The organism is Streptomyces sp. NPDC001902 (assembly GCF_042891295.1).
In the GTDB taxonomy this organism is placed as follows: Bacteria; Actinomycetota; Actinomycetes; order Streptomycetales; family Streptomycetaceae; genus Actinacidiphila.
This window is the reverse complement of record NZ_JBIATA010000031.1, coordinates 82,131-109,130: the sequence shown is the minus strand read 5'-3', so window position 1 is coordinate 109,130 and position 27,000 is coordinate 82,131. Positions and strand designations below refer to the sequence as shown.

General features: G+C 68.5%; 20 protein-coding genes and 3 pseudogenes. 4 read left to right on the top strand and 19 right to left on the bottom strand.

What is annotated here, in order from left to right:
• Window positions 1–323: 323 nt before the first annotated feature.
• The 3 genes and pseudogenes from ACFYYN_RS36430 to ACFYYN_RS36420 form a co-directional block, all read right to left on the bottom strand.
• A pseudogene (locus ACFYYN_RS36430) lies at window positions 324–602 on the bottom strand (DUF2690 domain-containing protein); the annotation flags it as partial.
• A 451-nt stretch (window positions 603–1,053) separates the two neighbouring features.
• Window positions 1,054–1,500: a peptidoglycan-binding domain-containing protein gene (locus tag ACFYYN_RS36425; protein ID WP_500549137.1), complete on the bottom strand. Its 447-nt coding sequence runs from the start codon at window positions 1,498–1,500 to the stop codon at window positions 1,054–1,056.
• 89 nt (window positions 1,501–1,589) lie between these two features.
• Window positions 1,590–2,024 (bottom strand): peptidoglycan-binding domain-containing protein, encoded by a 435-nt coding sequence (locus ACFYYN_RS36420; RefSeq protein ID WP_500549136.1) that lies wholly within the window; start codon window positions 2,022–2,024, stop codon window positions 1,590–1,592.
• Between the two features lie 341 nt (window positions 2,025–2,365).
• Between ACFYYN_RS36420 and ACFYYN_RS36415 the strand changes: the two genes are divergently transcribed.
• Window positions 2,366–3,358: an AraC-like ligand-binding domain-containing protein gene (locus tag ACFYYN_RS36415; RefSeq protein WP_500549135.1), complete on the top strand. Its 993-nt coding sequence runs from the start codon at window positions 2,366–2,368 to the stop codon at window positions 3,356–3,358.
• Here ACFYYN_RS36415 and ACFYYN_RS36410 read toward each other — a convergent pair.
• The 3 genes and pseudogenes from ACFYYN_RS36410 to ACFYYN_RS36400 all read right to left on the bottom strand — a co-directional run.
• Window positions 3,270–3,548, bottom strand: coding sequence for an IS3 family transposase (locus ACFYYN_RS36410; RefSeq protein ID WP_500549134.1), 279 nt, complete (start codon window positions 3,546–3,548; stop codon window positions 3,270–3,272). The genes ACFYYN_RS36415 and ACFYYN_RS36410 overlap by 89 nt on opposite strands.
• 50 nt (window positions 3,549–3,598) lie before the next feature.
• Entirely contained in the window at window positions 3,599–3,946 is a 348-nt protein-coding gene (locus tag ACFYYN_RS36405) for a transposase (RefSeq protein WP_500549143.1), read from the bottom strand.
• Between the two features lie 71 nt (window positions 3,947–4,017).
• Window positions 4,018–4,212, bottom strand: a pseudogene (locus ACFYYN_RS36400) (WhiB family transcriptional regulator); the annotation flags it as partial.
• Window positions 4,213–4,900: 688 nt separating this feature from the next.
• Here ACFYYN_RS36400 and ACFYYN_RS36395 point away from each other — a divergent pair.
• A complete protein-coding gene (locus ACFYYN_RS36395; protein WP_500549133.1) occupies window positions 4,901–5,047 on the top strand; it encodes a hypothetical protein in 147 nt (48 codons plus the stop codon).
• A gap of 158 nt (window positions 5,048–5,205) precedes the next feature.
• On the opposite strand, the gene ACFYYN_RS36390 is transcribed toward ACFYYN_RS36395, so the two are convergent.
• The 3 genes from ACFYYN_RS36390 to ACFYYN_RS36380 form a co-directional block, all read right to left on the bottom strand.
• A complete protein-coding gene (locus tag ACFYYN_RS36390; protein WP_326570056.1) occupies window positions 5,206–5,865 on the bottom strand; it encodes a hemerythrin domain-containing protein in 660 nt (219 codons plus the stop codon).
• A 489-nt stretch (window positions 5,866–6,354) separates the two neighbouring features.
• Window positions 6,355–9,141: an ATP-binding protein gene (locus ACFYYN_RS36385; RefSeq protein WP_500549132.1), complete on the bottom strand. Its 2,787-nt coding sequence runs from the start codon at window positions 9,139–9,141 to the stop codon at window positions 6,355–6,357.
• A gap of 782 nt (window positions 9,142–9,923) precedes the next feature.
• Window positions 9,924–11,963: a multicopper oxidase family protein gene (locus ACFYYN_RS36380; RefSeq protein WP_500549131.1), complete on the bottom strand. Its 2,040-nt coding sequence runs from the start codon at window positions 11,961–11,963 to the stop codon at window positions 9,924–9,926.
• Window positions 11,964–13,695: 1,732 nt separating this feature from the next.
• Between ACFYYN_RS36380 and ACFYYN_RS36375 the strand changes: the two genes are divergently transcribed.
• Complete coding sequence (locus tag ACFYYN_RS36375) at window positions 13,696–14,679, top strand: helix-turn-helix domain-containing protein (RefSeq protein WP_500549142.1); 984 nt, start codon at window positions 13,696–13,698, stop codon at window positions 14,677–14,679.
• Window positions 14,680–14,903: 224 nt separating this feature from the next.
• Here ACFYYN_RS36375 and ACFYYN_RS36370 read toward each other — a convergent pair whose 3' ends face one another.
• Window positions 14,904–17,534, bottom strand: coding sequence for an outer membrane protein assembly factor BamB family protein (locus ACFYYN_RS36370; protein ID WP_500549130.1), 2,631 nt, complete (start codon window positions 17,532–17,534; stop codon window positions 14,904–14,906).
• A 1,062-nt stretch (window positions 17,535–18,596) separates the two neighbouring features.
• Here ACFYYN_RS36370 and ACFYYN_RS36365 point away from each other — a divergent pair.
• Window positions 18,597–18,962: a hypothetical protein gene (locus ACFYYN_RS36365; RefSeq protein ID WP_500549129.1), complete on the top strand. Its 366-nt coding sequence runs from the start codon at window positions 18,597–18,599 to the stop codon at window positions 18,960–18,962.
• Window positions 18,963–18,981: 19 nt separating this feature from the next.
• Here the strand turns inward: ACFYYN_RS36365 and ACFYYN_RS36360 are convergent.
• The 9 genes and pseudogenes from ACFYYN_RS36360 to ACFYYN_RS36320 form a co-directional block, all read right to left on the bottom strand.
• Window positions 18,982–19,314: pseudogene (locus tag ACFYYN_RS36360) on the bottom strand (transposase); the annotation flags it as partial.
• A 262-nt stretch (window positions 19,315–19,576) separates the two neighbouring features.
• Window positions 19,577–20,812: an iron-containing alcohol dehydrogenase gene (locus tag ACFYYN_RS36355; RefSeq protein ID WP_500549128.1), complete on the bottom strand. Its 1,236-nt coding sequence runs from the start codon at window positions 20,810–20,812 to the stop codon at window positions 19,577–19,579.
• Window position 20,813: 1 nt separating this feature from the next.
• On the bottom strand, window positions 20,814–21,197 hold the full coding sequence (locus ACFYYN_RS36350) for an Ldh family oxidoreductase (protein ID WP_500549127.1): 384 nt from the start codon (window positions 21,195–21,197) through the stop codon (window positions 20,814–20,816).
• A gap of 92 nt (window positions 21,198–21,289) precedes the next feature.
• Complete coding sequence (locus tag ACFYYN_RS36345; protein WP_500549126.1) at window positions 21,290–22,750, bottom strand: NAD-dependent succinate-semialdehyde dehydrogenase; 1,461 nt, start codon at window positions 22,748–22,750, stop codon at window positions 21,290–21,292.
• Between the two features lie 76 nt (window positions 22,751–22,826).
• Window positions 22,827–22,991 carry an FAD-linked oxidase C-terminal domain-containing protein gene (locus tag ACFYYN_RS36340; protein WP_500549125.1) on the bottom strand — a complete coding sequence of 55 codons (165 nt, stop codon included), beginning with the start codon at window positions 22,989–22,991 and terminating at the stop codon, window positions 22,827–22,829.
• Between the two features lie 34 nt (window positions 22,992–23,025).
• Entirely contained in the window at window positions 23,026–24,102 is a 1,077-nt protein-coding gene (locus tag ACFYYN_RS36335; protein ID WP_500549124.1) for an ABC transporter ATP-binding protein, read from the bottom strand.
• Window positions 24,102–25,169 (bottom strand): ABC transporter ATP-binding protein, encoded by a 1,068-nt coding sequence (locus tag ACFYYN_RS36330; protein ID WP_500549123.1) that lies wholly within the window; start codon window positions 25,167–25,169, stop codon window positions 24,102–24,104. The genes ACFYYN_RS36335 and ACFYYN_RS36330 overlap by 1 nt, the downstream gene beginning before the upstream one ends.
• Window positions 25,169–26,080: a carbohydrate ABC transporter permease gene (locus ACFYYN_RS36325; RefSeq protein ID WP_500549122.1), complete on the bottom strand. Its 912-nt coding sequence runs from the start codon at window positions 26,078–26,080 to the stop codon at window positions 25,169–25,171. Before ACFYYN_RS36325 ends, ACFYYN_RS36330 begins: the two co-directional genes overlap by 1 nt.
• Entirely contained in the window at window positions 26,080–26,946 is an 867-nt protein-coding gene (locus ACFYYN_RS36320) for a carbohydrate ABC transporter permease (RefSeq protein ID WP_277324670.1), read from the bottom strand. Before ACFYYN_RS36320 ends, ACFYYN_RS36325 begins: the two co-directional genes overlap by 1 nt.
• Between the last annotated feature and the right edge of the window lie 54 nt (window positions 26,947–27,000).

Below are 27,000 nucleotides of genomic sequence, written 5' to 3'. Positions count from 1 at the left end.
CCTCGGCCTCACCGTCCGCTTCGACCCCATCGAGGCCGCTTAAACACCCGAGTTCATCACGCTGACCTGGTCTCAAGCTTCATTTTCGGACCAGTCCCGCATGACCTCATCGCCATAGAGCCGTCGATACCTGGCCCGTTAGCGGTTGTCGTTTGCACCTGGGGATGAAGTCCGGGATCCGCTAGCCGGTCTTCATCCTGGTAGCCGCGGAGTTCGGTCACATCACTGATGATGCCGGTGTGCGCAGAGGCTGCTTGCTGGGGAGGCAGGCAGACGGCTGATCCGACAGCGATGCTGGGCAGTTGCCCGGTGAGTGGCTTGCTTCAGTGCCAGCCGGTACAAGACCAGCTGCCTCCCTGGCCGTCGTAGATCTCGACGCAGGCGCGGTAGGCGTTGCTCGATCCGACCATCTGGGTGTAGGCGGCGTAGGAGGGCGAGGCATTCGCTGAGTAGGTCGCTCCGCCCCGGATCTGGATCTTGAACCGCCAGCTGCTGTTCGCCTTCTGGATGCGTGCCCAGGCGGCGCTGCACCGAGTGGAGTTGCGTAGTTGGACCTCGGGTCCACCACCTGCCGGGGTGATCCGGTCGATGACCTTGGCGCCGGAGCCGCACCCTGATCTTGATAGCTATCCGAGCCGTGCAACCACAACCGCGGCCTGCACATCACTCCTCTGTATGAAGGCTGACAGGCGATTTCACCCTGGTGACCTACCCGAGTTCCAGGCCCCGCGAGGTGCAGGCGGATCGCCGTCCGTCGGTGGCGAAGCTGACCGGACAACGGCGGGCGGACCTCGACGCGCTCGGCATGCGCTGGTAACCGCCTGCACGGCAGGGGAAGGGCTGAAGGAACGTGCGGAGCTGTTGCAAAAGGAGCTGGCCGGTATGGAGGCGCGGCCGGCTCGCCTCGGACTACGACAGCGGGGTCGCGCCGCTGCCCGGCAAGGAAGTCGCGCGGCCATGGTGCGGCGCCGACAAGCGGCATCGCCGCTCCGGCCGGGGATCCGGCCGAAGCGGCGAGGGACGGCCAGTGCCCTCAGGCGCTGAACCGCGGTGTCAGAGGCGGGCGCAGCCCAGCGTAGAACTGTAGTGCTTCATGCTGTCACGGGTGTCCGGGCCGTAGATGCCGTCCTGGAAGAGCCCATACTTCTCCTGGAGGGCATCAACAGCGAGGAACGTCTGCGGGCCGTAGAAACCATCGACGCCAAGGTAGGAGTAACCCTCGCAATTCTTCAGGCTCCGCTGCAGCGCCTTCACGGCCGGGTTCTCCGTGTCCTGGTCGAGTACCAGTTTGCAGGTCAGGGTCTTGGAGCTGCCGTAGGCGGGAACCGTGACGGAGTGACCCGAGGTGATGGAGACAGCCTTGGTGGTGTTGCAGGTCGGGTATATACCGGCCGCGCTCGCGGAGGGGGAGACGGCAACACCGCAGGCGAGTACGGCACCCAGGGCACCCAGGGCAGCAAGGACGCGCGGCTTGTTGTGGGACGTACGGAAAGACATCATGCTCCTCATGGGAAGTATCGGGCAGGCATGAGAATCTTGATCACGCTGTGGGATCCGCAGGTCGGGTGACCTGCGAGGCAACGTCAAGCTCAGGCGCAGTCGTACTTGGCGCCGGTTTCGTTGCTGTAGCGGGCCCACTTCATCTTGGCCAAGGTCTCCCGGCCGTAGACACAGTCGATCACCGCACCGATCCTGCCCTGGACGTCACGCAGAGCATTCCTGGTGTCCGACCCGAAGATGCCATCGAGTTCAAGCTTCTTGCCGTAACAGCTGTTCATGTTCTTCTGCAGGGCCCTGACTCCCGGACCGGTGTGCCCGGCCTGCAGGTAGCAGTAGATGGTGTTGTTGGCGACGTTGATCGGGTACACAAAGTGCCGGCCCGTCGATCCGTTCTGCACCGAGGCCGCTCCCGTGCACACCCCGTCCGCCGCGTGGGCCGGGACGGCGGCGGACGCCACTGCTGTCAGGGCCCCCAGCAAGGTCCCGGTCGCCAGAAGTGCCCTGCTCCTGCCTGTCCTGCGCATGCCTGTCGTTCCTCTCCGTGCGAGAAGCACTGTCGTTTCCGTGGCGGCCCGACGACGGCTCGCGGTGCTGTCCCGGGGCTCGGCCATGGACACTAGCGGCGGCGTGGAACCCGGCCTTTGTCATACGTGCAGGCTTCTTTGTCCGTCGTGCACCGTCTCCGGTGAGGGTGCCGGAAGAGGGCGGTGATGCCTTTGTGTACGCCTGTCGAATTAGCTGCACGTTGGATGACGAGACCGGCAAACTGAGGTCCGGGTGAGTCGTTCGAAGGGTGACGCGTGGGGAAACGGGGCAGGCCGGCGTCAGGCCGACCGGGTGGCGGACGCGGGCAAAGGCCCGGCGCATGAGCCCGGTTCTGGACACCGCATTCACGCCACCGCAGGACCGGGAGGAAGTGGTCCGGAACGCGGTGCGAGATTCCATCGTGGCGGTCGACATCGATCACGGTCCCCCGACCGACGGCATCTCCGTACGCCTGGGTCTCGGCACTGTCGGCCCCCTTCGGATCTGTTCGGCGCGCGCGACCTCCGTCACTATCCACCGGACGGAACGGCTGGCCCGGGAGGACGAGGAGCCGGCCGTCTTCCTCGGCGTGCAGATGACGGGGACCAGTCTGGTGGTGCAGAACGGCCGCGAGTGCGTGCTGAGGCCGGGCGAGTGCGCCGTCTACGAGTCCGTCGCCCCGTACACGCTTCTCTTCGACGAGGGAGTCGACCACCACTTCCTGCGTTTCCCCCGTGCCGCACTGGCGCTGCCCGAGCGGCTGTTGAGAGATGTGGCGGCGGTCGCCCTGGGGCCCGGCAATCCCGTCGCGCGGCTCGCCTTCACCTACTTCTCACAGTTGGCCGTCAGCGACGAGATCCATCAGGGTGCTCGGGACGCCGATTCCGTCGTCACCCCCAGCATCGAACTGCTCCGCGCCGTCCTGGCAACCCAGCACGGCAACTCTGGCCTGGCCAAGGCGCCGTTGGAGGCGACGCTCACCCAGCGGGTAACTCAGTACGTTCAGGCGCATCTGGCTGACCCCGATCTGTCGGCCGCACGGATCGCCGCCGTCCACGGCGTCTCCGTGCGACATCTCTACGCCGTACTGGCCCGCTCGGGTATCACCCTCGGCGACTGGATCCGTACACGCCGACTGGCCGAGTGCAGGCGGGAATTGGCCGGCCCGCACGGGCCCTTGCGCACCATCGCGGCGACCGGACGGCGCTGGGGTTTCGTGGACGCGTCCCACTTCAGCAAGGTGTTCAGGCAGACATACGGAATGTCGCCCCGGGACTGGCGCGACCTGAACCACCCTCGCAGCGCATCACGCGGGCGACCTTCTTCTCGTTGATCTCCATGCCGTGCGTGTCGCGGAGCTCGGCGGTGATACGTGGAGCCCCATACGCCTGGTCGGACTCAGCGTGGATGGTGGTGATCTTCTCGGCCAGGGCCTCGTCCTCGCACTCCCGCGCGGCGCGGGCCTCACGGCCGTGGCGCCACTTGTAGTAGCTGGAGCGGTGGACGTCGAGGACCTGGCACATCCGCTGGACCGGGTAGGTCTCGCGATGATCCTCGATGAACCGGCAGCGGCCTACCAGGTCATCTCCGAGGCGGAAAACTTTGTCGCCTCGCGCAGGATGTCCCGCTCGGTGGCGAGGGTGGCGTTCTCCTTGCGGGCGGCCTTCAGCTCGGCCTCCAGGGCCTGGACGCGGGCTTCGAGCTCCTCGCTGGTGGCCTCGGAGGCCGGGGTGGTGCTGGTCACGTTCTTCCTGGTCATGCCGGTGGTGCTGCCGCCGCGGGCGCGGTCGGCGCGGATCCAGTTCCGCAGGGTCTCCGCATTGATCCCCAGGTCACGCGCGGTCTGCGCGATCGTGAGATCGGGGTCCGAGTGGAACAGGGCCACGACATCGGCCTTGAACTCGGGCGAATAGACCTTCATCACCGTAATCGGTCACCCTCTCCCGACCCCCACCGGGGTCGGCGTCAGGGTGCCCACCACTCAGGGGGGTCCCGTTCCCGCTCGGTCATGCCGCCCCAGATGCCGTCCTCAATCCGGTGATCCAGCGCGTAGGCCAGGCACTCGGTACGTACCATGCAGCCCGTGCAGACGGCCTTGGCCCGGTGCTGCTCGGCACCTTCAACGAACAGCGCATCCGCATCGCTGATACGGCACGCCGCCTGCCCGCCCCAGTCCGCCGCCCTCATCCCAGCCGTCCTTTCCTCCGCCCTGACAGGCAGGCCAACCCTCGCAGGACAGACACGCAAGTCCTCGTGGCAAGAACCAACGCCTGCCAGGTGACCGCGGTACAGTGCCGCCCGCCGCGTCAGGCCCGGACACCCCGCGGCCCGTCCCCCGCGCGGGCCTCCGCCCCAACGCCAACCCAGCGCAGCGGCTCCCAAGCCCGCCCCCGCAACGGCCAAAGAGGCAGGCGCACCCCCGCACAGTGACAAGCCGCACCACACCACCAACCCCCACACAGGCGAAGTCAGACCCGCAGGCGCCCGCAAAACCACCTGTGACCAGGGCGAATACAGCCCGGTCATCGGCCTGGGCGCAACGCCCTTCGCAACCCCTGCCGCAACGGCCCACGCAACGCCCGGCGCAACCCCCGCCGCAACGCCAAAGGCGGGAGCCGCCACGGGCGCGGCCCCCGCCCCGGGCGGTCCAGCCCGGGGTCTGCTTCATCAGCCAAAAGGTGTGCTCCAGGTCGAAGCGGCGGAGGAAGGACGCCACCAGCGGTCCACGTCCTGGCTTCGTTCATTTCTAGGAACCGCGTTTGTCGATGGGTTGCGGAGGCAGTGGGATGTCAGCCGGATCGCGGATGTCGAGGAGAAATGACCGCACGCGTCCGTCTCAACGGCTGTGTGGAGCGCGCCATGTCATGGGGTCGGCGTGCCCGCAGGGCTGATCGAAGACGTGGTGGAGGTCCTGGGCGACGCCCTGGGCTACGGCACCGGCGCTGTGGCGTTCGCCAAGGCCGGATGGACGAGCTCCGGCGAGATCGACCAGGTCTATGACGTGCTGCTCCCGCAGAAGTAGTCGGGAAGCGTCAGCAGGGCCGTGCGTCATCGTGGGCGCCCGGCCCTGTTGCGTGTGCGCGAGCCGCCGGCTGCGGCCTCATTCGCAGATGAATTGATCACGCCGGGCGGAGTTGGCCCCCGCCCGGCATCCCAGACCACAGCCTCCGAGAGGGGAATTCAGGCGCCGATGCGGGGCGGTGTGGCAGTGCCGTGGACCCGCTTGGCGTGGGCCGCATACTGGCGGCGTGCCATGGCCGGGACGAGCAGCCGAACGGGCAGGGGGGCCAGCGCGAGGACGGCCTTGACGACCTCGGGGTCGCCCTCGTACATCGCCATTCCGAAGACGAGCGCCATGACCTTCTTCGGAGTGACCGCCTTGCCGTGCTCGGCGAGCTGGTGCCACTCCTTCGCGGTGAGATGCTTCTCGACCAGCGGCAGGATCTGCTCCTCTTCCAGCGCCATGTGTTCCACGAGAGCGGCCGTCAGCCTCTCGAACGCGTCAGCGAGCGCTTCGCCGCCCTGCCCGGTTGAGCGCCAGCCGCCGAGCAGCCCGGTGACCTCCGTGTGTCCGTCCTCGATGGCCTGGTGCTGCTGCTCCATGGTCGGCACGATGGCCGCCGCCTCCGCGCCCCCGCGCTCCACGAGCTTGGGCCACAGCAGCAGGTCCTCGCCTTCGTGGTGCTGGTGCAGGACGGCGCACACCAGAGCGGCGTGGGCACCGACAACCTCCGCGCGCCGGATGTCTCCCGGCGCGACGGACCGGATGAGGCCGGGCAGCAGCCGGAACTCCCGGCGCAGCCCCGCGTGGGCCATGTACATGTCGCGCGTGTCGGCCATAGGTTCATTGACGAGTGGAGCCATGTTCTCTTCCCTTGTATCGCGGCAGCACATCCCGCCACGGGATGCGGCCGGTATTCGTCGACCGGGCACGACGTCGTGTAAGACCGGACCGCCCGGTGGGCTGCGATACCGTCGCCGTCGAAGAAGGCTGCCGAGCGGGGCTTTCCGGCAGGCCAAGCGCTACGAATCAAGGCGCTTGCTTTGCCGGAAACGGAGAACGGGCCACAGCCGCCAGAGGAGCATGCCAAGAGGACGCATCCCCGTGCATCGGCCAGATGACTTGACCACGCGGCCCAGGTAAGGGATGACGGAGCGATCTCAACTGAACCGGGTGCCGAGGATCCACCTCGAGGGCTTTGTCGTTCTCTCGTTCCGCCCGAGGGGCCGGCGCCCTACGGCCGGTGTCGTCGAGACGGCGGGGTCGCTTGGGGCGGGGGGTCAGGGCGCGGCTGCCGGGTCAGGCCGGACGGAACCGCCGCGACGTGGTCAGGGCCGGTCCAGGTCGGCCAGGGCGTCGCGCAGCGCGGCGCGGGTGGTGATCCCAAGTTTGGGAAAGACCTGGTAGAGGTGGCCGCTCACGGTGCGGTGGGAGAGGTGGAGCTTCTCGGCGATCTGCTTGTTGGTGAGTCCGGAGGCAGCGAGCCGGGCGACCTCGGATTCCTGTGGCGTGAGCCCGGCGGGGTCCGACTTGTGCCGGGTCGCCCACCCGGCTGCCTTGAGGTGGCGTACGGCCCGGTCGGCCCATGGACGCGCGCCGAGCTCTTCGAAGATGTGCAGCGCGGTCACCAACGTCTTTCTGGCGGCTTTGGTCTTCCTCGCTTGCCACAACCGTTCGCCGTAGGCGAGGGTCACCCGGGCCCGCTCAAAGGGCCAGTCGTCGATGCCGGGAAGCGACAGCGTCCGCTCGAACAGTGCCGTCGCCTCGTCGGTGTCCGTGGCCGCCAAGGCCGTGGCGCCGCCGACAAGGAGCGCGAGGCGTGGCGAGATGTGTGCGATCCCGGCTTCCTGAACGGCCCGCACATGGGCGGTCGCCGCCGCCCGGCGGTCGGTGCGCAGGGCGGCTTCCACCAGGTCCATCACCACCCAGACCGCGTGCGGGACGTAGCGCGCCAGCGAGCCGGCCGGGCTGATGGCCTCCGCGTGCCGGAACGCGCTCTCGAAGTCCCCTTCCGCCAGCGCCGCCAGCACCCGCAGGTGCGCTGCAGTACTCATCATGTGGCCCACGCCCCGGGACGCGGCCTGGGACGTCATCGCGTCGGCCGTCTCCACAACGGAACCGACATCACCGCGTGCCGCCGCGACCAGTGCCTTCTCGTACCGGAAGTACCAGGTGTAGGACGGGTAGTCGACCTGCCCGCTGAGCAGCAGTCCTTCGTCGGCCAGGCGGATCGTCTCGTCCCAACGGCCGGTGTTGAACGCGTCCTGGCACAGGAGCGGAAGAACCCCGAGCTTCTTGACGGCCAGGCCCGCGCCCTGTTCCTGGCCATGGATACGGCGGGCAGCGTCGCGCGCACGGGACAGCCTGTCCACGTAGACGCCCGCGGTGCCGATGCGGACGATCTTCGTCGGATCGCTCTCATGGGCAAGCCCGGCGAGCAGTTCGTCCAATTCGCGCAGCGCGGCGACGCCGACCCGTGCGGGATCGCCGAGCGCCGCCGCGGACACCGTGATCACCGCGGGCACGTCGGGAAGGCGTGCCACGATCCTGTGGAAGGCCTGCCACAGTTCCTGCCGGCCGCTGAAGTGGCACAGCAGGATCAGCACGTAGAGGGCTTCGTCGAGCGCGGGATCGTAGGAGCCACGCCGGTGGAGCGTCTTCTCGATGGCGTTGACCATCACTTGGTGGGCCGGGTCGATGTCCCCGGTGCCGTTGAGCATGAGGTGGACCGTGGTGGCCGCCGAGTAGAGGGAGGCGTGGTCGTCGGTGCCGGCTTGCCGGGCGTCTTGGAGGAGGTGGGAGGCGCTGGCCAGTTCGCCGGTCGCGTCGGCGCTGATGAAGGCTGCCTGGGCGAGCCGGCGGGCGCGGTCGGGCGCCGCGGGGCTCAGGTGCCCGGCCCGCGTGAGGGCCCGGATCGCGGCGAAGGAGTCACCGCGTGTGCCAGCCATGTGGGCGCTGCGTTCGAGGAGGGCCGCGACCTCCTCGTCGGGCTCCACGGACGCTTCGCCCAGATGCCACGCCCGGCGTTCGAGCTGGTCATGCAGCACGTCGGCGATGGTGCAGTGTGCCGCACGGCGCTCCGCGGTGGTGGAGGCTCCGACGACCGCCGAGCGGATCAACGGGTGCCGGAAACCCAGGCGGTGGCCGCTGTCGTCGATCCGGACCAGGTCGTCCTGTTCAGCGGGGCCCAGGTCAACCAGCGTGGCCTGGACAGAGGGGTGCTGTCCCGCGCGTTGCAGGACGGCCAGGTCACCGGTCCCGTCCAGCGCGGCGATCAGGAGCAGACGGCGCGAGGCGGGCGGCATCCCGGCTACGCGCCCGGCGAAGAGGGCTTCCAGGCGCCGGCCCAAGGGAAGGACCTCGGGGAGGCGCTCCAGCGCGGAACGCTGGGGTCCGGTCAAGGCGGTGGGCAGCTCCAGCAGTGCGAGCGGATTGCCGTGGGCGGCGGTGAGGACCCGGTCCACCACGCTCCACACCAGGCCCGGATGACGGAGGCCGACGAGTCGGCACGCGGATCGGTGGTCCAGGGGCAGGACCTCGTGTGTGGGCAGGCCCGTGCCGTCGAAGAAGCCCCTGCTTCCCCCGCGGGCCGCAGCCAGGAAGGTGATACCGGTGCCGCTGAGGCGGCGGGCCACAAGCCCGAGGACCACGGCACTGGCCCGGTCGACCCAGGGAAGGTCGTCCACGACCAGCAACAACGGCTGCTCCGCGGCCGCACGACGCAGCAACGCCAGTGCGGCGTTGGCGACGACGAGGCTTTGCGGTGTTGCACCTGTACCGAACCCCAGCGCCACCCGCAGTGCCTCACGGTAGAGGTCGTCGAGCGCCTCGATCTCCTCATGGAGAGGGAGAAGCAGCTGGTTGAGCGCGGAGTACGTCATACCCGTCTCGAATTCCGCGCCCGCCGCCCGCAGGACGCGGACACCGGCCGCCGAAGCGCGCCGGGCGACCGCGTCCAGCAGGGCGGTCTTGCCCACCCCGGGCTCGCCCGACAGCAGCAGCGCCCCGAGGGCGCCCGCCGGACGGTCGAAAAGGTCGTCGATCAGCTCCAGGTCCTTTTGACGCCCGACCAGTTCGCCCGGTTCGCAGTCGTGCGAACGGTGATCGCGGCTCACGAACGTCTCCCAATTACTTGGATCACACAGGGCGCACAGCGTCTGTGCGCCCCGGTGGTGCAGTTGTTCGGCCGCTGCCGGGGGAGCGGCAGCGGGTCCAGACCGTGGTGGGCGGCTGCCGGGGACGGGGCCCCGGACCGGACCGCTGTCCGAGCCGGCCGTAAGGCGCCCACCGTCTTCCTTGAACGCCCACTGCCGCCGTTTCGTTCCAGGCGCGGCAGCTGTGCCGGGCCCCTCACGGCCCCCCGTGGCCTTGGCGGCTGGGGGATCGCCGTCGTGTTCGCAACGCGCCACGACTTCGGGAGTCGTGAAGGAGGAGATCGGCGCCCATCCTGATCGTCTCGCCCGTCTCCTGGCGTGATGCGGCCCCGAATCGGTCGGTGTCGGCAGGACCGCCCAGGCGGGGAGGCGTCGCACGCGTGCGCCGGCCGGCGTGTGGCCACGCTGCGTCCCCCGGCCACCTCGGACTCACGTGACATCTCAGCGCCGGTCGCGAGAACGCGGGGCCCTGGGAGGGATCTCGAGCCGGTTCGCCGAGACGGGTTCGTCGCGTATCTCTGGGTCGGCCGCCCAGGTGGTCCGACGGAGACCCGGCGGGTGTGTGCTGGGGGTCACCGTTCCTGAGCGGCGGCACGATCACGGAAGGATCCGAGGGGAAACAGCCGGGCCCGGCCCTGCCCTCTCCATCCTCTCCTGACCGCTGCCGGACTCCTCCCGTGCTCCTCCGGTCGCGGCCACCGTGCGGCGGGCCTTGGACAGGGAGGCCCGCCGCACCCAGCCCGTCAGCCCATGGCCCCGTGGTCCATCGCCCCGTGGTCCATCGGCGGCACGGCGCCACCGCCGGCGGCGGGCTTGCCCGGGGTGTTCATCATCTTCAGCATCATGTTCTGCAGGGTGAGCACCTCCGGCGGCATGACGACGAAGGGACGCATCATGCCCTCGTCCTCGTGGTCGAGGATGTGGCAGTGATACATAAACCGGCCGGTCTCGCGTCCGAACTGGCCGGCGACGGTCACCATGGAGTTCGCCGGCATGTTGACGGTGTCCTTCCATCCTGACTCACTGACGGCGATCGGCATCGCGTCCTTGATGGTGATCGGCCTGGTGGTGCCGCCCAGCGCGGTGTCGAAGGCTGTGCCGTCGACCATGCGGCGCTCGAGGAGCTGGAAGTTCATCAGGTGGATGTGCATCGGGTGCTGGATCTGCTGCTGCACCGGGCCCACGCTGATGAACGTCCACTTCTCCCAGCTCCCCGCCGCGGCGAAGAAGTTGGTGGCGTCCTCGAAGTGCTTGCCCACGACGCGGAAGGTACGGGTTCCGCCGGGCAGGGCGAGCTGCACGACGCCCTTGCCGGTGCCCGTGCCCGCCGGAGCCTCCTGCAGCTCCATGATCGTCGGCATGCCCATCGGGTCGAAGGAGAGCATGACGAAGCGCTCGACCGCGTCCTGCGGGATGTCGGACGCGGTCAGGTGCTTGAATCGCGGGTCCAGCTTCTTCGGCGCGACGTAGGACTGCTTCCGCCCCCTGCCCACGCGGAACTGCATGACCTGCGGGTACGGCACGCCGGCCGCGGGCACGGGCGTGCCCGCTGGGGCGGGAGGCGCACCGGGGGCGCCGGGCGCGACGTTGACGAGCCTGAGCCGCCGGCCGCGGAAAGCCGCGAAGTCGATCACGATGTCAACGCGCTCGGCAGGGGTCAGGGTCAGGCTCCCCTCGACGCCCTGCGGCTTGTCGAGCAGGCCCATGTCGGTGCCGACGACCTTGATCGCGCCCTTGACGGGCTGCCCGGTCTCCTCGTCCACCAGAGCGAGGATGTAGGCCCGGGCGTTGGAGGCGTTCACCACGCGGAAGCGGTAGGCGGTGGCCTCCACGTCGAGGTAGGGCCACACCCGGCCGTTGACCATGGTGTAGGGGCCCTGGAACTGCACGGCGGCCGCCATCACCCCGGGGATGGACGGGCCGACCTGGATCCGCTTCGCGAGGAGCTGCCCGTTGATCCGCCCCTTGCCGTCGGTGTCGAAGTTGACATCGGCGATGGTCAGCGGGATCTCGTACCGGCCGCGCGGCAGATCGAGGCGGTCCTCGTTCTCGTCACGGATGATGTAGTTGCCGAGCAGGCCCGCCATCACGTTGAGCGCGGTCACCGGCATGGCGTGATCATGGTAGAAGAGGTGCGCCGCGGCCGTGTCATTGGTGTACTCGGCGAGCTGCGCGCTGCCGCGGGTCACGCCCGAGTCCGGGGCGCCGTCGGAGATCGCGTGCTGCCGGCCGCCGTGCAGGTGGACCGAGGTCCAAGCGGTCAGCGCGGCCACCTCCGGCCGCTCCTTCGCGCCCCGCGAGCCGGGGGTGTTCAGGGACAGGAAGCCCGGCGGCGGCCCCTCGGGCTCCACGAAGACGCCCTTGACGGGGCTGGTGCCGGTGAGCTCGTTCCGCCAGGCCAGCCGGAACCGCTGACCACGCCGGGCCTCGATGGTCGGGCCGGGAAAGTAACCCTCGTACGTCCACATGCGGGTCGCGGGGAGCTGCGAGTGCAGACGTATCTTCTTCTCGACCAGGCGCACCTCAGTGGTGTCCCGGCTCGAGGGCCTCAGAGTGGGCGGGATCGGCAGCTCGTCCTTGAACGGCGTCAGCTCGGTCACCCGCGGCGAGGAGGGGCCCTCGAGGTCCAGGGCCTTGCCACCGCTCAGCCGCGCCGACGTGTCCACCGCAGCCTTGGCCTCGGCGCCCCCACCGGCCAGCAGATTCATCCCCCCGTAGCCGGCCACGCCGGCCACGGCGCCTCCCGCGATCCCGAAGAAGGTCCGCCTCTTATGCGCTGCCACGTGCTGTCCACTCCTTGATGTTCGTTTCTCCGACGGCTTGTACGCCCGCCCGTGTCCGGATCCACCGGTGAGCGAGCCCGTCGTCATGCAGGGCACCCGGTACGGGTCACCACATCGCCGGCTTCCGCCGAATACAGGCACTGACCACAGAGGCTGCGCCGCTACTTCCCGCGGTGCGCCCGCCGATCCCACGCGGTCGTCCTGGGACCGCACTGAACGCATGCACGCCATGGAATCCGGACGGCAGACACGGCATGCCGGCAGGCTTTCCGGCGGTCTGATTCACGCCGGTCCGCGCACACCCCACCACGATCCGTCATGGCGGGTTCCCACAGCTCATGGGCGGGCATGCAAGACCTCTCACCTTCCGAATCGCCATGAACCTGTCGTCATGTGCGGATACGGCATATCGGAACCAGATCCCGTTCGAAGCCCAGTCCGGTGATGGCCGCGAAGGTGAGCGTACGCATCGACGCGTGGCCGAGCATGAGTGTGATGACTTGTTTTCCCGTGCGGCAGCCCCCGTCATCCTTCTTCGGTGCATCGGCTGCCGTCCCCCCGCCGCCCCGCCGAAACAGTGGAATGGGCATGACCAGCCGAAGGGGGCTGTGCGGACGTCCGTGGTGCGGACACGTGGCGTCGGCTCACGGGGACTCTGCCCCGGCGGCGGGCGGGCGCCCGTTCCCACGGCGCCGGTCCCGCGCTCAGGGTCGGCTCGTCGACGGCGCCCACGATCAGCACCAGGTCAGCCATGACCGGCTTGGGGTCTTCTCACTGGTGGGCGTGGACGGTTTTGAACGCCGACATCCGCCTTGTAGGCCTGGTGGTCGTGGTCATCGGGGGTGCGCAGGTCATCCCGGCATTGGGGAGTCCCCAGCTCTCAGCCAGTCATCGCGACCGCGACGTACAACTGAGTACGTCCGCATCAGGCGGTCGATGTGCAGAGCCCGACTGACCGGTTCAGGCCTGTGCCGCGGAAGGAGCGGGAGGTGCTGGGCCTGAAGGTGCCGGGGGTGGTGTCGGCCGTCCCGAGCAGCGGACGGCTGCGGTGGTGCCTTGCGCCTTGGAGCGGGCTGAGAGGTGATGCCCGGCCGGGGTGATGCCACAGGCGTCCGTGCTGCCGGGCCACGCCGCGTCGGTCGGCTCCTCCTCCAGCGCCGAAGGTGAGCCCGGGCGCACCGTGTCCTGGCGGGCCGACTACCGCCGGCTCAACCACCGATACGACCGCGATCCCCTCGATGACTGGCCTTCCGCGGTATCGCCACCGCCCTTTGCTGCTGCAAAAGGCACGTCTGGCGCACCAGTACGAGAACGTCAACCGGCTCTGCTACGTCCGTGGCCCCGAGGGCATCGCCGTCGGACGCGGTGAGCAGCTCAGCTGAGGGCCGCCGGAATCGCCGCGCACCCAGGGCGAGCGGGGCCGGCCCTGCCACGGCCGACTGACGGCTGCTACGCAGCTTGGCATGGCCAGCGGTACTTGTGAATCAAGCTTGACGGGCTCGCACGGCCTGTCCTACCTCGAAGGTCGGCGCACATATCAGCAGAGTCACCGGCACGGACCGGCACGCGCACCGCATCTCCGCCCGCTTCCGTACCAGCTCTTCCGGAACGATCGGACTGCTTGATCCGGCCACCGACCTACATGCCGACGGACTTGGCGCGTGGGTGTGGTTCCGGTGATTTCCCGGCGCACGATCGCGGTCAGGTGACCATATACACTTCGGATGTGATCATGCCAGGCATCTCGGGCGTCGACTCGCCGTCCAACTCCAGTTCACCTCGCATGCACATCCAGGTTGCACTGGCTCACGCGCAGCGCGACGAGTTGCTGAGACAGCGGTGGCGGAAACTGAACGACGCTCGTCCTTGGCACGTGCACTCGTTGCGCGTTCCGCGGCAGTACACGACAGGCCATTACCGGTGCTGGGTGGACTCCTCCGAGATCGGGGACATTGCCGTGAGCGAACAATACGGCGACGCGGTGGAAGGCGTCATAGGCATGAAGCGGGCCACGGAGCGACGCACGGTGGTTCACATCATGCACAGTGGCGGGCTGAGCCTCACCGAAGCAGGTCGTACCGTTCAGGTCCCACCGGGCACGATGTGCGTACGGGATGCACAGGTGCCGCGGGAGTTCTCCTACCGCCCCGGCACACGGGCGCGGGTACTGCTGCTGCCCTCCGAAACACTGACCGGCACCGGACTCGACCAGCTGCCGACGCTCACGGTCATCTCCCAGAAAGCTCCCGAGGCGCGGCTGCTGCTGGGACAGCTTCATCTGATCCGCAGGATGCGGGGTGAATTGAGTCCGGCAGGCGTCCACGCCGCTCAGCAATCCGTCGTGCAGTTGCTGGCAGGCGCGCTCATGTCCCGAGGGGTGTCCGCCGACCCTGCCTTCCGCCCTTCGCTGCGCACGGCTGCCCGCAACTGCGTGGAAGCCCGGCTCCTGGAGCCTCACCTGTCTCCGGCCGAGGTGGCAAGGACTCTGTCGGTCTCGGTTCGCACATTGCACCGAGCTTTCGCCGAAGTCGATGAGTCCCTGATGGCATACGTCCGGCGGCGCCGTTTGGAGCGAGCGCGCGAAGAACTCGTCGCACTGGGCGGGAGGTACACCGTATCCGCCGTAGCGGCTCGATGGCACTTCGCCGATGTGAGCCACTTCAGCCGGGCCTTCAAGCGGCAGTTCGGCGAGACACCGAGCTCGCTCGTTCACTGATGCCGCGAAGGAGCGGGAGCTTCCCGCTCCGGGCCGCGAGCGGACGATTCCCGGTCCACAACCGGGCTTTCGTCCACGGGCGGACCTCACTTCGCCCGCCGTCGCTGCTCGCCTCGATGCAGTCGACGGCTCTCAGCGGCGCGCCGCCGCGTCCTGCCGAATGGGCCTTCGGCAGGACGCGGCTCGGCGTGCCTTCCACGGCACGCCGGGGCGGTGGACGGGCTCTAGTGAGCCGACACCGGGGTGGTGACGTTGCTGAAGTTGTTGGCTCCGGCGGCGTTGGCCGCCGTGACCGGGCCGTGCGTCCAAATGCCGAAGACGTTGCTGGAGATCGTATTTCCGGTGATCTGGATGGACATCGGCTCCACGGTGCTCACAAGCAGACCCGTCGACTGCAGATCGTGCGTGGTGCCCGTGTAGGAGTCCCCCACGACGTTGTTGGTGCCGATCTGGTTGTTGCTGACGACGTTGCCGCCCAGGTCCAGGCCTGACGCGCCACCGTGCACAGCCACAGCCGCCCAGCCGTTGCCGGTCACGACGTTGCTCTGCACGGTGTTGCCGTAGACCGCGCCGCCGGCCACGGCCGACGCGAGGGTGATCCCGCCGCCGCCCGCCTCAAGTCCGTTGTCGAACACGTTGTTGCTGGTGACGCTGTTGCCGAAGACGCCACCGGCACTGGGGGCGCGCACGCCTCCAGGAGCCGCCGACCCGTTGCGGGAGACCAGGGTGAAGCCGGAGCCCAGGGCGTTGCCGTGTACGGAGTTCCCGCTGAAGGTGCTGCCCGAGGCGGGACCTGTCTCGTCGCTGATGACGATCCCGGAGCTGTTGCCGCTGACGGTGCTGGCCAGCACGGTGGCGTTGGAACTGCCGAGCAAGTGGATGCCTCCGCCGCAGTCACCAGGCTTGTCCTGCGTCGGCCGGCACGGAGCGTAGGAATTGGCGACGGCGTTCGGGCCCGTACCGGTGTTGTTGCCCGTGACGATGGTGTTCGCGATGGTCGCGTTCTTTACGCTGTTGACCAGGATGCCCTCGCCGACGGCGTTCTTCACCGTGAACCCGGTCACCGTGACGTCGGGCGCGCTGATCTCGATGCCGTTGATGAGGTCGGTAGCGTCGATGGTGACGTTCGAACGGGCTTCGAGAGCCAGCGGCTTGGACACCGCGATGTCCTCGTGGAACGTGCCGTTGCAGACGACGACTCGACCACCGCCGGCCACTGCCTTGACAGCCGCGTTGATCGAGCTGAAGGCGGGAGTGCTGCAACTGGTGTCGGCCGCGGAGGGAACGGCGGTCGGCGAGACGTAGACGGTCTGCGGAAGGGTCTGCGGAAGGGAGAACGCGTAGAGCTTGTTGTTGTCACCCTTGGTCGGGAAGAACGGGCCCAGGTTCTGGGTGTGGTACCCGGAGCCCCAGTACACCGAGCCGTCCACGATCGACGCGCCGCCGAGGACCGCGCCCCCGCTGGGGAAGCCCCACTTGACGGCGCCGGTCGCGGCGTCCAGGGCGTACATGTTGTTGCCGGTGGGGTTCGTGGATCCGCCGTAGACGATGCCGTTCGCGCTGGACACGAAGGACATGGGGGACGCCGAGCCGGGCGTCGCGGTCTCCCACAGGATTTTCCCGGTGGCCGGGTCGAGGGCCGCCCAGAATCCGCCCGTGGTGGTCGACTTCTGCCCGGTCGCGGACGTGAGCGTCACGGGCAGGTGGTTGGTGTTGGTGTTGGCGACGTAGATGCGCTTGCCGTCGGCCGCCGAGCCCCACTGCAGGCCACCGAGGTTGCCGCCGGGGCCGACCGCCGTGGCCCAGACGATCTTTCCGGTGGCCGGGTCGAGCGTCCAGTAGACGCCGCTCTTCTGGCCGATACCGAGCAGGTCGGTGGTCTTGCCGTCGACGGTGGTGGTGAAGAGGTTGGGACCAGCGCCGAAGTCGAAGTCGTCACCGAACCGCTGGCCGACGGTCCAGGTGTCGGCGGTCAGGGTCTTGGTGCCCCAGACGATCTCGCCGGTGTGCATATCGAAGGCGACGATGGAGTCCTGGTAGTTGTCGGCCGCCCCGGGATCGCAGTCGGTCTCGTCGGAGGAGGTGCATACGCCGGGCGGCACGGTGTAGTTGTTCCCCGTTCCGACGTACACCAGCCCGGTCTTCTCGTCGACCACCGGGTTGCTGCCCCACACGGCGCCGCCGGTGTAGCCCTCGGGAACGACGTAGGTCTTCCACAGCTTCTTGCCGGTGACGGCGTCCAGGGCGACAACGCTGCCGCGGAAGGTGTACGGCGGGGGGAACTTCTCGGCCTTGGACGACACGCCGACGTACACGACACCGTCGGCGATGACGGGCGACGAGGTCGCGATGGCGGCTGGGTCGGCGTCGATCTGGGTCTTCCAGAGCCTGGTGCCGGTCAGGGCGTCGATCCCGAAGAGGAACGCGCCGTCCGTGCTGTCGCTGCGCTGCTCGCCCGACCCGGTGACGATCTCGCCGTTCCAGTACGCGGGGCTGAGCCGCGAGATGTCGCCGGCGGTCCCGGTGTACTCGCTGATCTGGTGGCTCCAGATCTTCTGACCGGTCGTCGCCTGCACCTTGTACAGGTTGCCTGCCCAGTCCGGCGCGTACACGTAGCCGTCCACCACGGTCGGCGTGGCCGAAACGCTGTCTCCTGTGGTGAAGGTCCACTTCGTCTTCAGGTTGGCCACGTTGTCCGTGCCGATGGTGCGCTCGGCGGCCGCGTTGTGCGTGTCGCCGAGGTCGCCACCCGCGTACGGCCAGTCGGACGCGGATGCCGTCGACGCGACCGGGGCCGCGACGGTCGCGGACGGTGCGGCCGTCGCCGCCACGGCGTTGGCGGGCAGGGACGCCATGAGTCCGGCTATGGCCAGCCCAACCACGCCGGCACGTATCCGCCTTCGCCTTGCGCGGGCGGGTATGCGGGGTATGGACATGAAGGAGCACCTCCCGATGCTTGCTGATCTTGCGATCGAGAGCATAGGGACGCCCTGCCAGGGCGGCGGGCCGCCTTTGGCGTGCGACGTGCGGCCTCGGCGGATGGGAACTGAGATCAGCGCGGCTCCGTTTTTGGGGGCTCTCGATAATGGTTCGCAGGCGTGGGGCGAGGATTCCTGCGCAGCTTCCGTGAGGCTTGGGATGTCCCGGAGCTGTGGACCGGGGCCTCATGAGGATTGCCCCGAACGGAAAACGCGGAAGCGAGTCCAGCGAGGTCATTTCCGAGGGCCGCCTGATCATTTTCTGAGTCCCGGGGACACTCCGCCGCCGGGTAGAAGCATCGCGACCAGCACGATCGCCCCCGACTGGGAACTGTCCGGCGTGCGAGTGGCGCCACCCTAGGGGTCCGAACGATGCCGCCGACGAGGTCTTTCACTCATCGGCACCCCCAAGAGGGTGTTGCGGATTATCTGCCCGACTCAGGAGGTAGCCCGGCAGGACAGCGCTCGCTACGCCAAATTCCGCCACAGCAGCACATTCCTTCACTCGGCCATGACTCACCCTCCCCCCGACGAAGTTCTGGCCCAGTTTTGGAATCGGCACATCACGCCTGACGTCGCTGGACGGCGCATTCGCAGAAAGGGTGAGGCCCTTCAGTCGCAGGTCGCGATCAAATGCGCGGTCGACGCTCGGGGCGGCATCCACGCTTGGGTGGCCTCCCGGCGAGCGTGGCACGGAAGTTCATGTGCTTGGCACTGGCCTTCCAGCGCTCCAGCCGCAGTGCGTGATCTTCATGCCTGGATGGCGTGCGGGCAGCGGACGGCCCGGGATCGGGCACGGTGGCGGCACCGCCAAGTGGGACAGCCGCGATTCCCCACCGTCCGGCCTGGTCCGCGCGATGCCGCGGGCCGGAGCCGGCGACCGCCCGGCGGATCGACCCGGCCCTGACCGAGATACTCAGCGATCCGACTTTGACCGGCATGCCGCGGTCCGACTTCGAACGCCTGGTGGCAGTCTCCGAGCCGTACTGGGACGCGCTGGCCGAGGCGGCCTTCCAGCGCCGCTTCCACCGTCCCCGCAGCTACCTCCACCCGCAGACCAGCAGCCTCGACCACTACCACCGCCTCCTGGCCGCGCTCTTGCGCCGACGCAGGGCGATCACCAGCACACTCCTGGCCCGGCTGCTGGGCGTCACCCGCACCAACCTCTCCAACCAATTCCAGGACGGCCACCGGCTCCTGGACCTGCACCGCATCGCCGTCACACCCATGCCCGGACCACCCGCCCGGACCCTCGAACAGCTTCGAGTCCGGCTGCCTGACGAGCACCGCCAAGATCAATCCTGACAGTTATTCAGAAACAAGCCCCGGCGGTTCCGGAGTACTGCCGCTGCACTCCTGCGGATTCGCGGCCTTTCTTCAGGAAGCCGGTGTCGTCGATGATCAGTACCCCGTGGGGGCGGCCGAGGTGTTCGGCGATGTAGGTCTGCAGGTCGTCGCCGATGTTGTCGGGGTTCCAGTGGGCTCGGGAGAGCAGGTGCTGCAGTCCGTCGGGGGTGGCGTGGCCGACGTGTTCGGCGAGCTGCCAGCTGTTCTTGCGGGCCACCGGGGCGAACAGTCCGCGTACGTAGTCCCGCATGCGGCGGCGTGGTTCGACGCGGCTGAAGTGGTGCCCGATGGTGGTGAAGAGGTGGTCCAGGTCGCGGTCCCAGGTCTCGGCTGCCTGTTCGGTGATCACGACGCGAGGCTTCCCCGGCCGGGACGACTTTGCCGTCGTGGGCACTCCTTCGAGGGGCGAGCGGGCAGAAGCCGTCCGTGACGGCATCCTGCCCGCTACACTCCCACCACTCGACGTTTCCCCAGGTCAAGCCACGAGGTACTGCTGTAGTACTAAGTCGTAGCCGACAATTCCGATACCCAGGGTGGGGCAGGGAACTCGTCGTCATGTGAAAGGCCCGTCACTATCTCTGCTCCGGAGTCAGGACGTGTCGGGTCCGGTCCCCGATCCAGGCCGCTTCGAGGATCGCGGTCAGACTGGCCGTGTCGGTCGGGCCTGGATGGTTCTGGATCAAGCGGGTGACGCCACTGGCCATCTCCGCGAAGCGCGGGAGGTCGGCGCGCGCCACGCCGATGTCCGCCAAGGTGGCAGGGATGCCGATGTCGGCAAGGAGCCCGTCGAGCCAGGTGAGGAACGTATCTGCGGCCTCGGCATCCGAGGCGTCGGTCACGTCGAGCCCGCACACCCCGGCGAGGATGGCCAACCGGTCGCCGATGGCATCTCTGGCCGCGTCCAGCGCGTAGGGCAGCAGCAGCCCGACGCCCAGGCCGTGCGGTGTGTGGGTGGCTGCGCCGATGGGGTACTGGAGGGCGTGCGGAGCCGCGTTGCCTGCGTGGGAAAATGCGAGCCCGGCTAGCATGGACCCATAGGACATGTCCGCGCGCGCGTCCTTGTCGCCTCCGTCCCTGACGACATGGGGCAAGCTGCGGGCGATCCGCTTCGCAGCCAGGAGCGCGTAGTGATCGGTGATCGGGTTGCGGCCGAGGAAGACCTGCTCCACCGGGTCGCGCGGTCCGTGGGCCCGGGGTCGCGCGGTGTAGCTCTCCACCGCGTGACAAAACGCGTCGATGCCGGAGTGGGCAGTGACGGTCGCAGGGCAGGTGTAGGTGAGCTCGGGGTCGACGATGGCGAAGTCGGGCACGATGTGGACGCTGGAGACCCCTACCTTCAGCTCGCGGTCCGGGTCGGTCAACACCGAGACGGGCGTGAGCTCGGAGCCGGTGCCTGACGTCGTCGGGACCGCGACGAGAGGAATCGTCGGCCCCGGCACCTTCGACTCGCCGTAGAAGTCGGGCGGCATCCCACCGTGGCGCCGGATGACGCCGACGATTTTGGCGAGGTCGATCACCGTGCCACCCCCGATGGCGAGGATTACGTCGGCGTCCACCTCTGCGGCGACCGAGACGGCCAGGGCGACATCGGCGAGTGGCACGTCCGGAGTCGCGTCGGCAAACACCCCGACGACTTCGACCTTCTCCCGCACGGCGGCCACGATCTCGGCCACGCCCGGCTGCCCCAGAAGAACCCGGTCGGTCACGATGAGGACTCGCGAGCCACACTCGGCCACCACTCGTGGGATGTTCTGCGCGACCCCTTCGCCCACTATCAGCTGGCGTGGTCCGCGGACGGTCTCAAGCATGTCAGTGCCTCTCTGGAACGTCGGCGGTGATGTGCTGGGCGGACGTCCAGTTCACCTGCGAGACCGGGACGGCGTCGGCTGCCGGGTGGCGCAGGCGCGCGCCGGGCTCCCAGACTCGGTCGTGCCCGGGCGCCCTCGGGTCCATCGCGATGAAGACGTCGCCCCTGGTGGGCGGGTCAGTCGGGTCGAGGGTCCCGCGGACATCGTCGCCAAGGGCGGTACGAGTCAAGGTCGCGACCAGCACCTCGATCATGAGCCCGAGGGCGTAGCCTTTGGGACCACCGAAAGGGCTGATCGCCCCATCCACCGCCGCGGCCGCGTCTGTGGCGCGCACACCGGCGGAGTCGACGGCGTCCCCGGGTGCCAGCGGATTCGTGCCGGCCATGGCCCGGGTCCCGCCCCACGGGTGGAGGCCGGTCAGGTCATGTGTGCACGGGGCGCGGTGATCCTCGGCGGGCACCCGGAGCAGCAAACCGGTCACGGTAGGTCGATCGCCGCGTAGGTGACGTCGAGGTACTCAAGGATGCCCTCGTGCGACCCCTCCTTGCCGATCCCGGACTGCTTCACGCCTCCGAACGGAGCTGACGGGTCCGAGATCAGACCGCGGTTGATGCCGACCATCCCCGTCTCTAACCCCTCGGTGAACCGGAGCGCCCGTTGGAGGTCACGGGTGAAGACGTATCCGGCCAGGCCGTGCTCGGTGTCGTTGGCCTTCGCCATGACCTCGTCGTCGGACGTGAACGAAATAATCGGCGCCACCGGGCCGAAGATTTCCGCCTGCAGTATCCGCGCGTCTTCGGGCACGTCGACGATGACCGTAGGCGGGTAGAAATGGCCTGGCCCATCCGGACGCTCGCCGCCCACCAGGACGCGGGCGCCGCGATTGACCGCGTCGGCGACGAGTTCGTCGATCTCGGTGACCGAGGCATCGTCGATCAACGCCCCGACGTCCACGCCGTCGTCGAGACCATGGCCCACCGAGAGCGCGCCCATCCGCTGGGCGAAGCGCGCCGTGAACTCCTCGCGCACCGGCTCCTCGACGTAGATTCGGTTCGCCGCGATGCAGGACTCCCCGATGTTGCGCATCTTGGCCACCATGGCACCGTCGAGCGCGACGTCCAGGTCCGCGTCGGCACACACGATCAAGGCCGCGTTGCCACCCAGTTCCATGGAGGTGCGCAGCACGTTGTCCGCCGCCTGTCGTAACAGCACGCGCCCGACCTCGGTCGACCCGGTGAACGAAAGCTTGCGGGTCCGGCGGTCGGCCAGCAGTGCTGAGACCACCTCGCCGGAACGCTCGGTTGTCACGACGTTGACGACGCCCGGGGGAACGCCGACCTCCTCCATGATGCGGGCCAGGAACAACATGGTGAGTGGCGTCCGGGCTGCCGGCTTGGTGATCGTCGTGCAGCCCGCCGCCAGCGCAGGAGCGATCTTCCGGGCACCCATGGCCAACGGAAAGTTCCAGGGCGTCACGAAGACGCACGGTCCGACCGGCTTCGGCACGGTGAGGATGCGATATCCACCAGCGGGAGCGGTGTTGTAGCGCCCCTCGACGCGCACCGCCTCCTCGGCGAACCAACGGAAGAACTCGGCGCCGTAGGCCACCTCTCCCCGAGCCTCGGCGAGCGGCTTGCCCATCTCGAGCGTTATCAGCCGGGCGATCTCCTCGGATCGCTCGGTCAGTGCCCGGTGCGTCGCGGTCAACAACTCCGACCGTTTTCGCGGCGGTGTCGCCGCCCACTCCGCCATTGCCTTGCTCGCCGCGTCCAGAGCGGCGAGCCCGTCAACGACGTCGGCGTCCGACACCTCGGCGATGGTCTTGCCAGTGGCCGGATCCTCGACGACAAAGGTGGCTCCGCCGGCGGCGTCGCGCCAGGCGTCGCCAATCCGGAGCCGCCGGTGCTCGGGGGGCAGGACGTTCATCGGGTCACTCATTGCGTCGCCTCCTGTGATGTTCTTGGTGATGTCCAGCGTGACCTCAGCGATCGCGCCACGCGCGTTGACGAACGGGTCACACGACCTCGTCGGGGTCGAGGTTGCCGAGCGGGTCGAACGTGGCCTTGGCCCTGGCTGCAGGGCGACGCCTCGCGCCACCGATCGCCTTCTCGGGCCATGGCTGCTTCAGCGTCATCAGGCCGTGCTCACCGGTGACGGTCCGCCGAGGCTCGATTGCCACGTCGGGCGCATGTTGACGTCGCCGCCCTGCGCGGTTACCCCCCGGCCTCGGACAGCGCCAGCCCGGTGGCCGCATCGAACAGGTGCGCACGGTCCAGGTCGACCGTGACAAGCAGCCGCTCGCCCGGCGTACCCGCGACGGTGGGTCGTGCCTTGACCTTGAGGATCTCCGTCCCCACTCGGACGTCGACCACCGTTCGGTCACCGAGCGGCTCAAGGCCGTAGAGCTCACCCGGCAACGACGCGTCCCCACGCTGCTCGATGGACAGGTCCTCTGCCCGCAGGCCCAGCAGCAGCGGACGACCGTCCTCAGCCGTGGTCCAGCGGGGCCGCGGCAGCGTCCAGCCTTCCGCCCCGACCAGACGATCCCCCTCGGCGCGGCAGGGGAGGAGGCTGATCGACGGGCTCCCGACGAAGCCTGCGACCCACTGGTTGGCTGGTCGCTCGTACACCTCGGTCGGCGTTCCGACCTGTTGCACCTTCCCCTCCTTGAGGACCGCCACCTGGTCGGCCATGGACAGGGCCTCGACCTGGTCGTTGGTCACGTAGACGAAGGTTCCCCCGAGACTCCGGTGGATGCGGGTGAGCTCGGTGCGCATCTCGACGCGGAGCTTGAGGTCGAGGTTCGTCAGCGGCTCGTCCATGAGAAACGCGCGCGGGCGACGGACCAGCGCCCGCGCCAGCGCGACACGCTGCATCTCACCGCCCGACAGCTGCGCGGGACGACGCTGCAGCAGACGTCCGATGTGCAGCAGGCTCGACATCTGCTCGACGGCAGCGGCGATCTCGCTCGAAGAACAGCGGCGTGCCCGCAGCGGCGAAGCGATGTTCTCGTACGCCGTGAGTCGCGGGTAGAGGGCGTAGCTCTGGAAGACCATGGCCAGGTCGCGTGCGGCCGGGGAGTCACCGGTCGCGTCCCTCCCGTCCAGATGCACCGACCCGGCGTCAAGCCTCTCAAGGCCGGCGATCGCTCGCAGGGTCGTCGTCTTGCCTGCCCCGGAGGGCCCGAGCACGACGAAGAACGAGCCGTCCGGCACGTCCAGCGTCACCCCGTCCAGGGCCTGGACCTTGCCGAAGGACTTGCGCAGCCCGTGCACTGCCACGGTTCCCATCAGGCCACCAGTTCTTCCGTGCGCACGTCGTAGACCGGCGGGGGCCCGCCGGTGTGCCGCAGCCCGACCGGCGCGTCAGCGGCGAAACGGACAGTCGGTGGCATCCGAACCCGTACGTCGCGCCGGCCACCGTGGTCAACCACGTAGATGATTTCGTCTCCCAGCCACTCCGCCGAGACCACGCGGGCCGGGGCCGAACGCTCCGCCCCTGGTTCCGTGACCTCCAGCGCCTCCGGCCGGACGCCTGCGACCAGGCGACGGTCGCGCGGCAGGCCTGGCGGTGGCGTGAGGACCAGTCCGCCCTGACTGCGCAGCTTCCCGTCGGCCAGCTCCACCTCGATCAGGTTCATCGGCGGGGAGCCGATGAATGCGGCACAGAAGAGACTCGCCGGACGGTCGTAGACCTCCAGCGGCGTGCCGATCTGCTCGACGCGGCCCTTGTTGAGGATGGCGATTCTGTGGCCGAGCGACATCGCCTCGACTTGGTCGTGGGTGACGTAGACCATCGTCGTCCCCAGTCCCCCCTGCAGGTGCTTGATCTCCGTGCGCATGTCCGCCCTCAGCTCCGCGTCCAGATTGGTGAGGGGTTCGTCCATGAGGAAGGCGCGAGGTCGTCGCACCAGGGCGCGAGCAAGCGCGACGCGCTGCTGCTCCCCGCCGGACAGCCGGTGCGGTCGCCGGTCCAGGAGCGGACCGAGCCGCATCAGCCGGGCGGTCTCGTCGACCCGCTCGCGCACCTCCGCCTTGGGCAATCCCTCGGCCCGCAGCGGGAACGCCAGGTTGTCGCGGGTTCTCAGATGCGGGTAGAGAGCGTAGAACTGGAACACCATGGCGATGTCGCGCTCTGCCGGCGGCAGGTCGTTGACCAAGGTGTCGCCGATGCGGATGTCGCCCGTCGTCTGCCGCTCCAGGCCGGCGATGGCCCGCAGCGTGGTCGTCTTGCCGCAGCCCGAAGGGCCGAGCATCACGAACAGCTCGCCGTCGTCGATGGACAGGTCCACGTGCTCGACTGCGACCGTCCCGTCCGGGTAGCGCTTGTGCAGGGTGGTCACCTCGATGCCCGCCATCAGCGTCGCACCGCCCCGAGCGTCACACCGGCGACGAGGTGCTTGCGCACCAGGTAGGCGAAGACGAGCACCGGTAGGGCGAACACCAGGGAGGCGGCGGCCACGAGACCCCAGTCCACGGTGGTTCCGCCGATGAGGCCGGCGATGGCGGGTGGGGCCGTCCGTACGTCGTCGCCGGAGGTGAGGAAGATGGCGAACACGAACTCGTTCCACGAGAAGATGAGTGCGAAGACCGCCGTCGCGGCGATGCCGGGCAGGAGCAGGGGAAGGGTGAACCGCCGGAACGCCTGCAAGCGGGTGTAGCCGTCGAGCATGGCGGCATCCTCGTATTCTGCGGGCACCTCGTCGACGAACCCCTTCATCATCCAGATCGTGAACGGGACATTGAAGGCGGCGTAGATGAGGATCAGGCCGAGCTTGCTGTCGATGAGCCCGACTTCGCGGTACATGAGGAAGATCGGGATCACGACCACCACAGGCGGCATGAAGCGGGTGGACAGGATGAAGAACAGTTGGTCCTTCTTGGCCTTCACGGCGAAGCGCGAGTAGGCCCAGGCCGCCGGGACCCCCAGCACGGTGGCCAGCACCGTGGAGGCCCCGGCGACAAGGAGGGAGTTGAGGAACGCGACGGACAACTCCGAGCGACCGCCGCCGGGGGCGACGAACACGTCCTTGAAATGGTCCATGGTGACCGTGAAGTGGAAGAACTTGGCCGGGATGGCGTAGACGTCCCGGTTCTCCTTGATGGACGTCTCGATCATCCACAGCACCGGAAAGAGCATCACGACGGCCAGCACGGTCAGCAGCGCGACCTCGAGCACGGAGCGACCCCGGCCGCCGAAGCGACGCGCGGGGGGCGTGTGATCCTGGACAGGGCCTGTGGACACGGCCTCGTCGACGGAGACGGCCATCAGTCCTCCTTGAGCTTGTTCAAGTAGCGCAAGTAGAGCTGCGTAAGGACGATGACGACGAGGACCATGAGGATCCCGTACGCCGAGGCGGTTCCGGTGTTGAAGCCCAGGAACGCGACTTTGTAGACGTGGAACGACAACGTCTCGGTGGAGACCCCCGGACCGCCGCTGGTGAGGATGTAGACGAGGTCGAACAGCCGGAAGGCCTCGATGGCCCTGAACAGAACAGCGATGAGGAGCAGCGGCCACACCAGCGGAAGAGTGATGGTGCGGAACCGGAACCACTCGGACGCCCGGTCGATCGAGGCGGCCTCGTACAAGTACTTGGGGACCGCGGTAAGGCCCGCGAGTGCGATGAGCATGATGAACGGCGTCCATTGCCAGGTGTCGACCACGATCAGGGAGATCAGTGCCGTTCGCTGCTGGGTGAGCCACTCCACCTGCCCCAGGCCGAGCGAGTCGAGCATGCTGTTGATCACGCCGAACTGCGCGTCGAGCATAAATCGCCAGAACAGCCCGACCACGACCGGCGACAGCATCATCGGGACCAGGAACAGAGTGGTCAGCAGTCCTCGCCCGTGCGTGCGCCGTGAGATCAGGTAGGCGATGGAGAAGCCGAGCACGGTCTGCAGGGTGACCGCGCCGACCACGTAGATCAACGTCGTCAAGGCCCTCGTGTGAACCTGCGCCGAAGTCAGGATGGCGGTGTAGTTCTCGAACCAGACGAAATGCGCCGGCCCCCCGCGGGTGGCCGAGTAGTCGGTGAAAGACAGGTACAACGCCCACAGCAACGGGAACACCGACATCGCGAGCAGCAGCAGCAGCGCGGGGGAGATGAAGGCCACGGCGAGCCCGCGGTCGCTCAAGCGGCGGGACCGACCCGGTGCAGGCGGCGTCGCGGACGCCACCTGCTCGGGGTG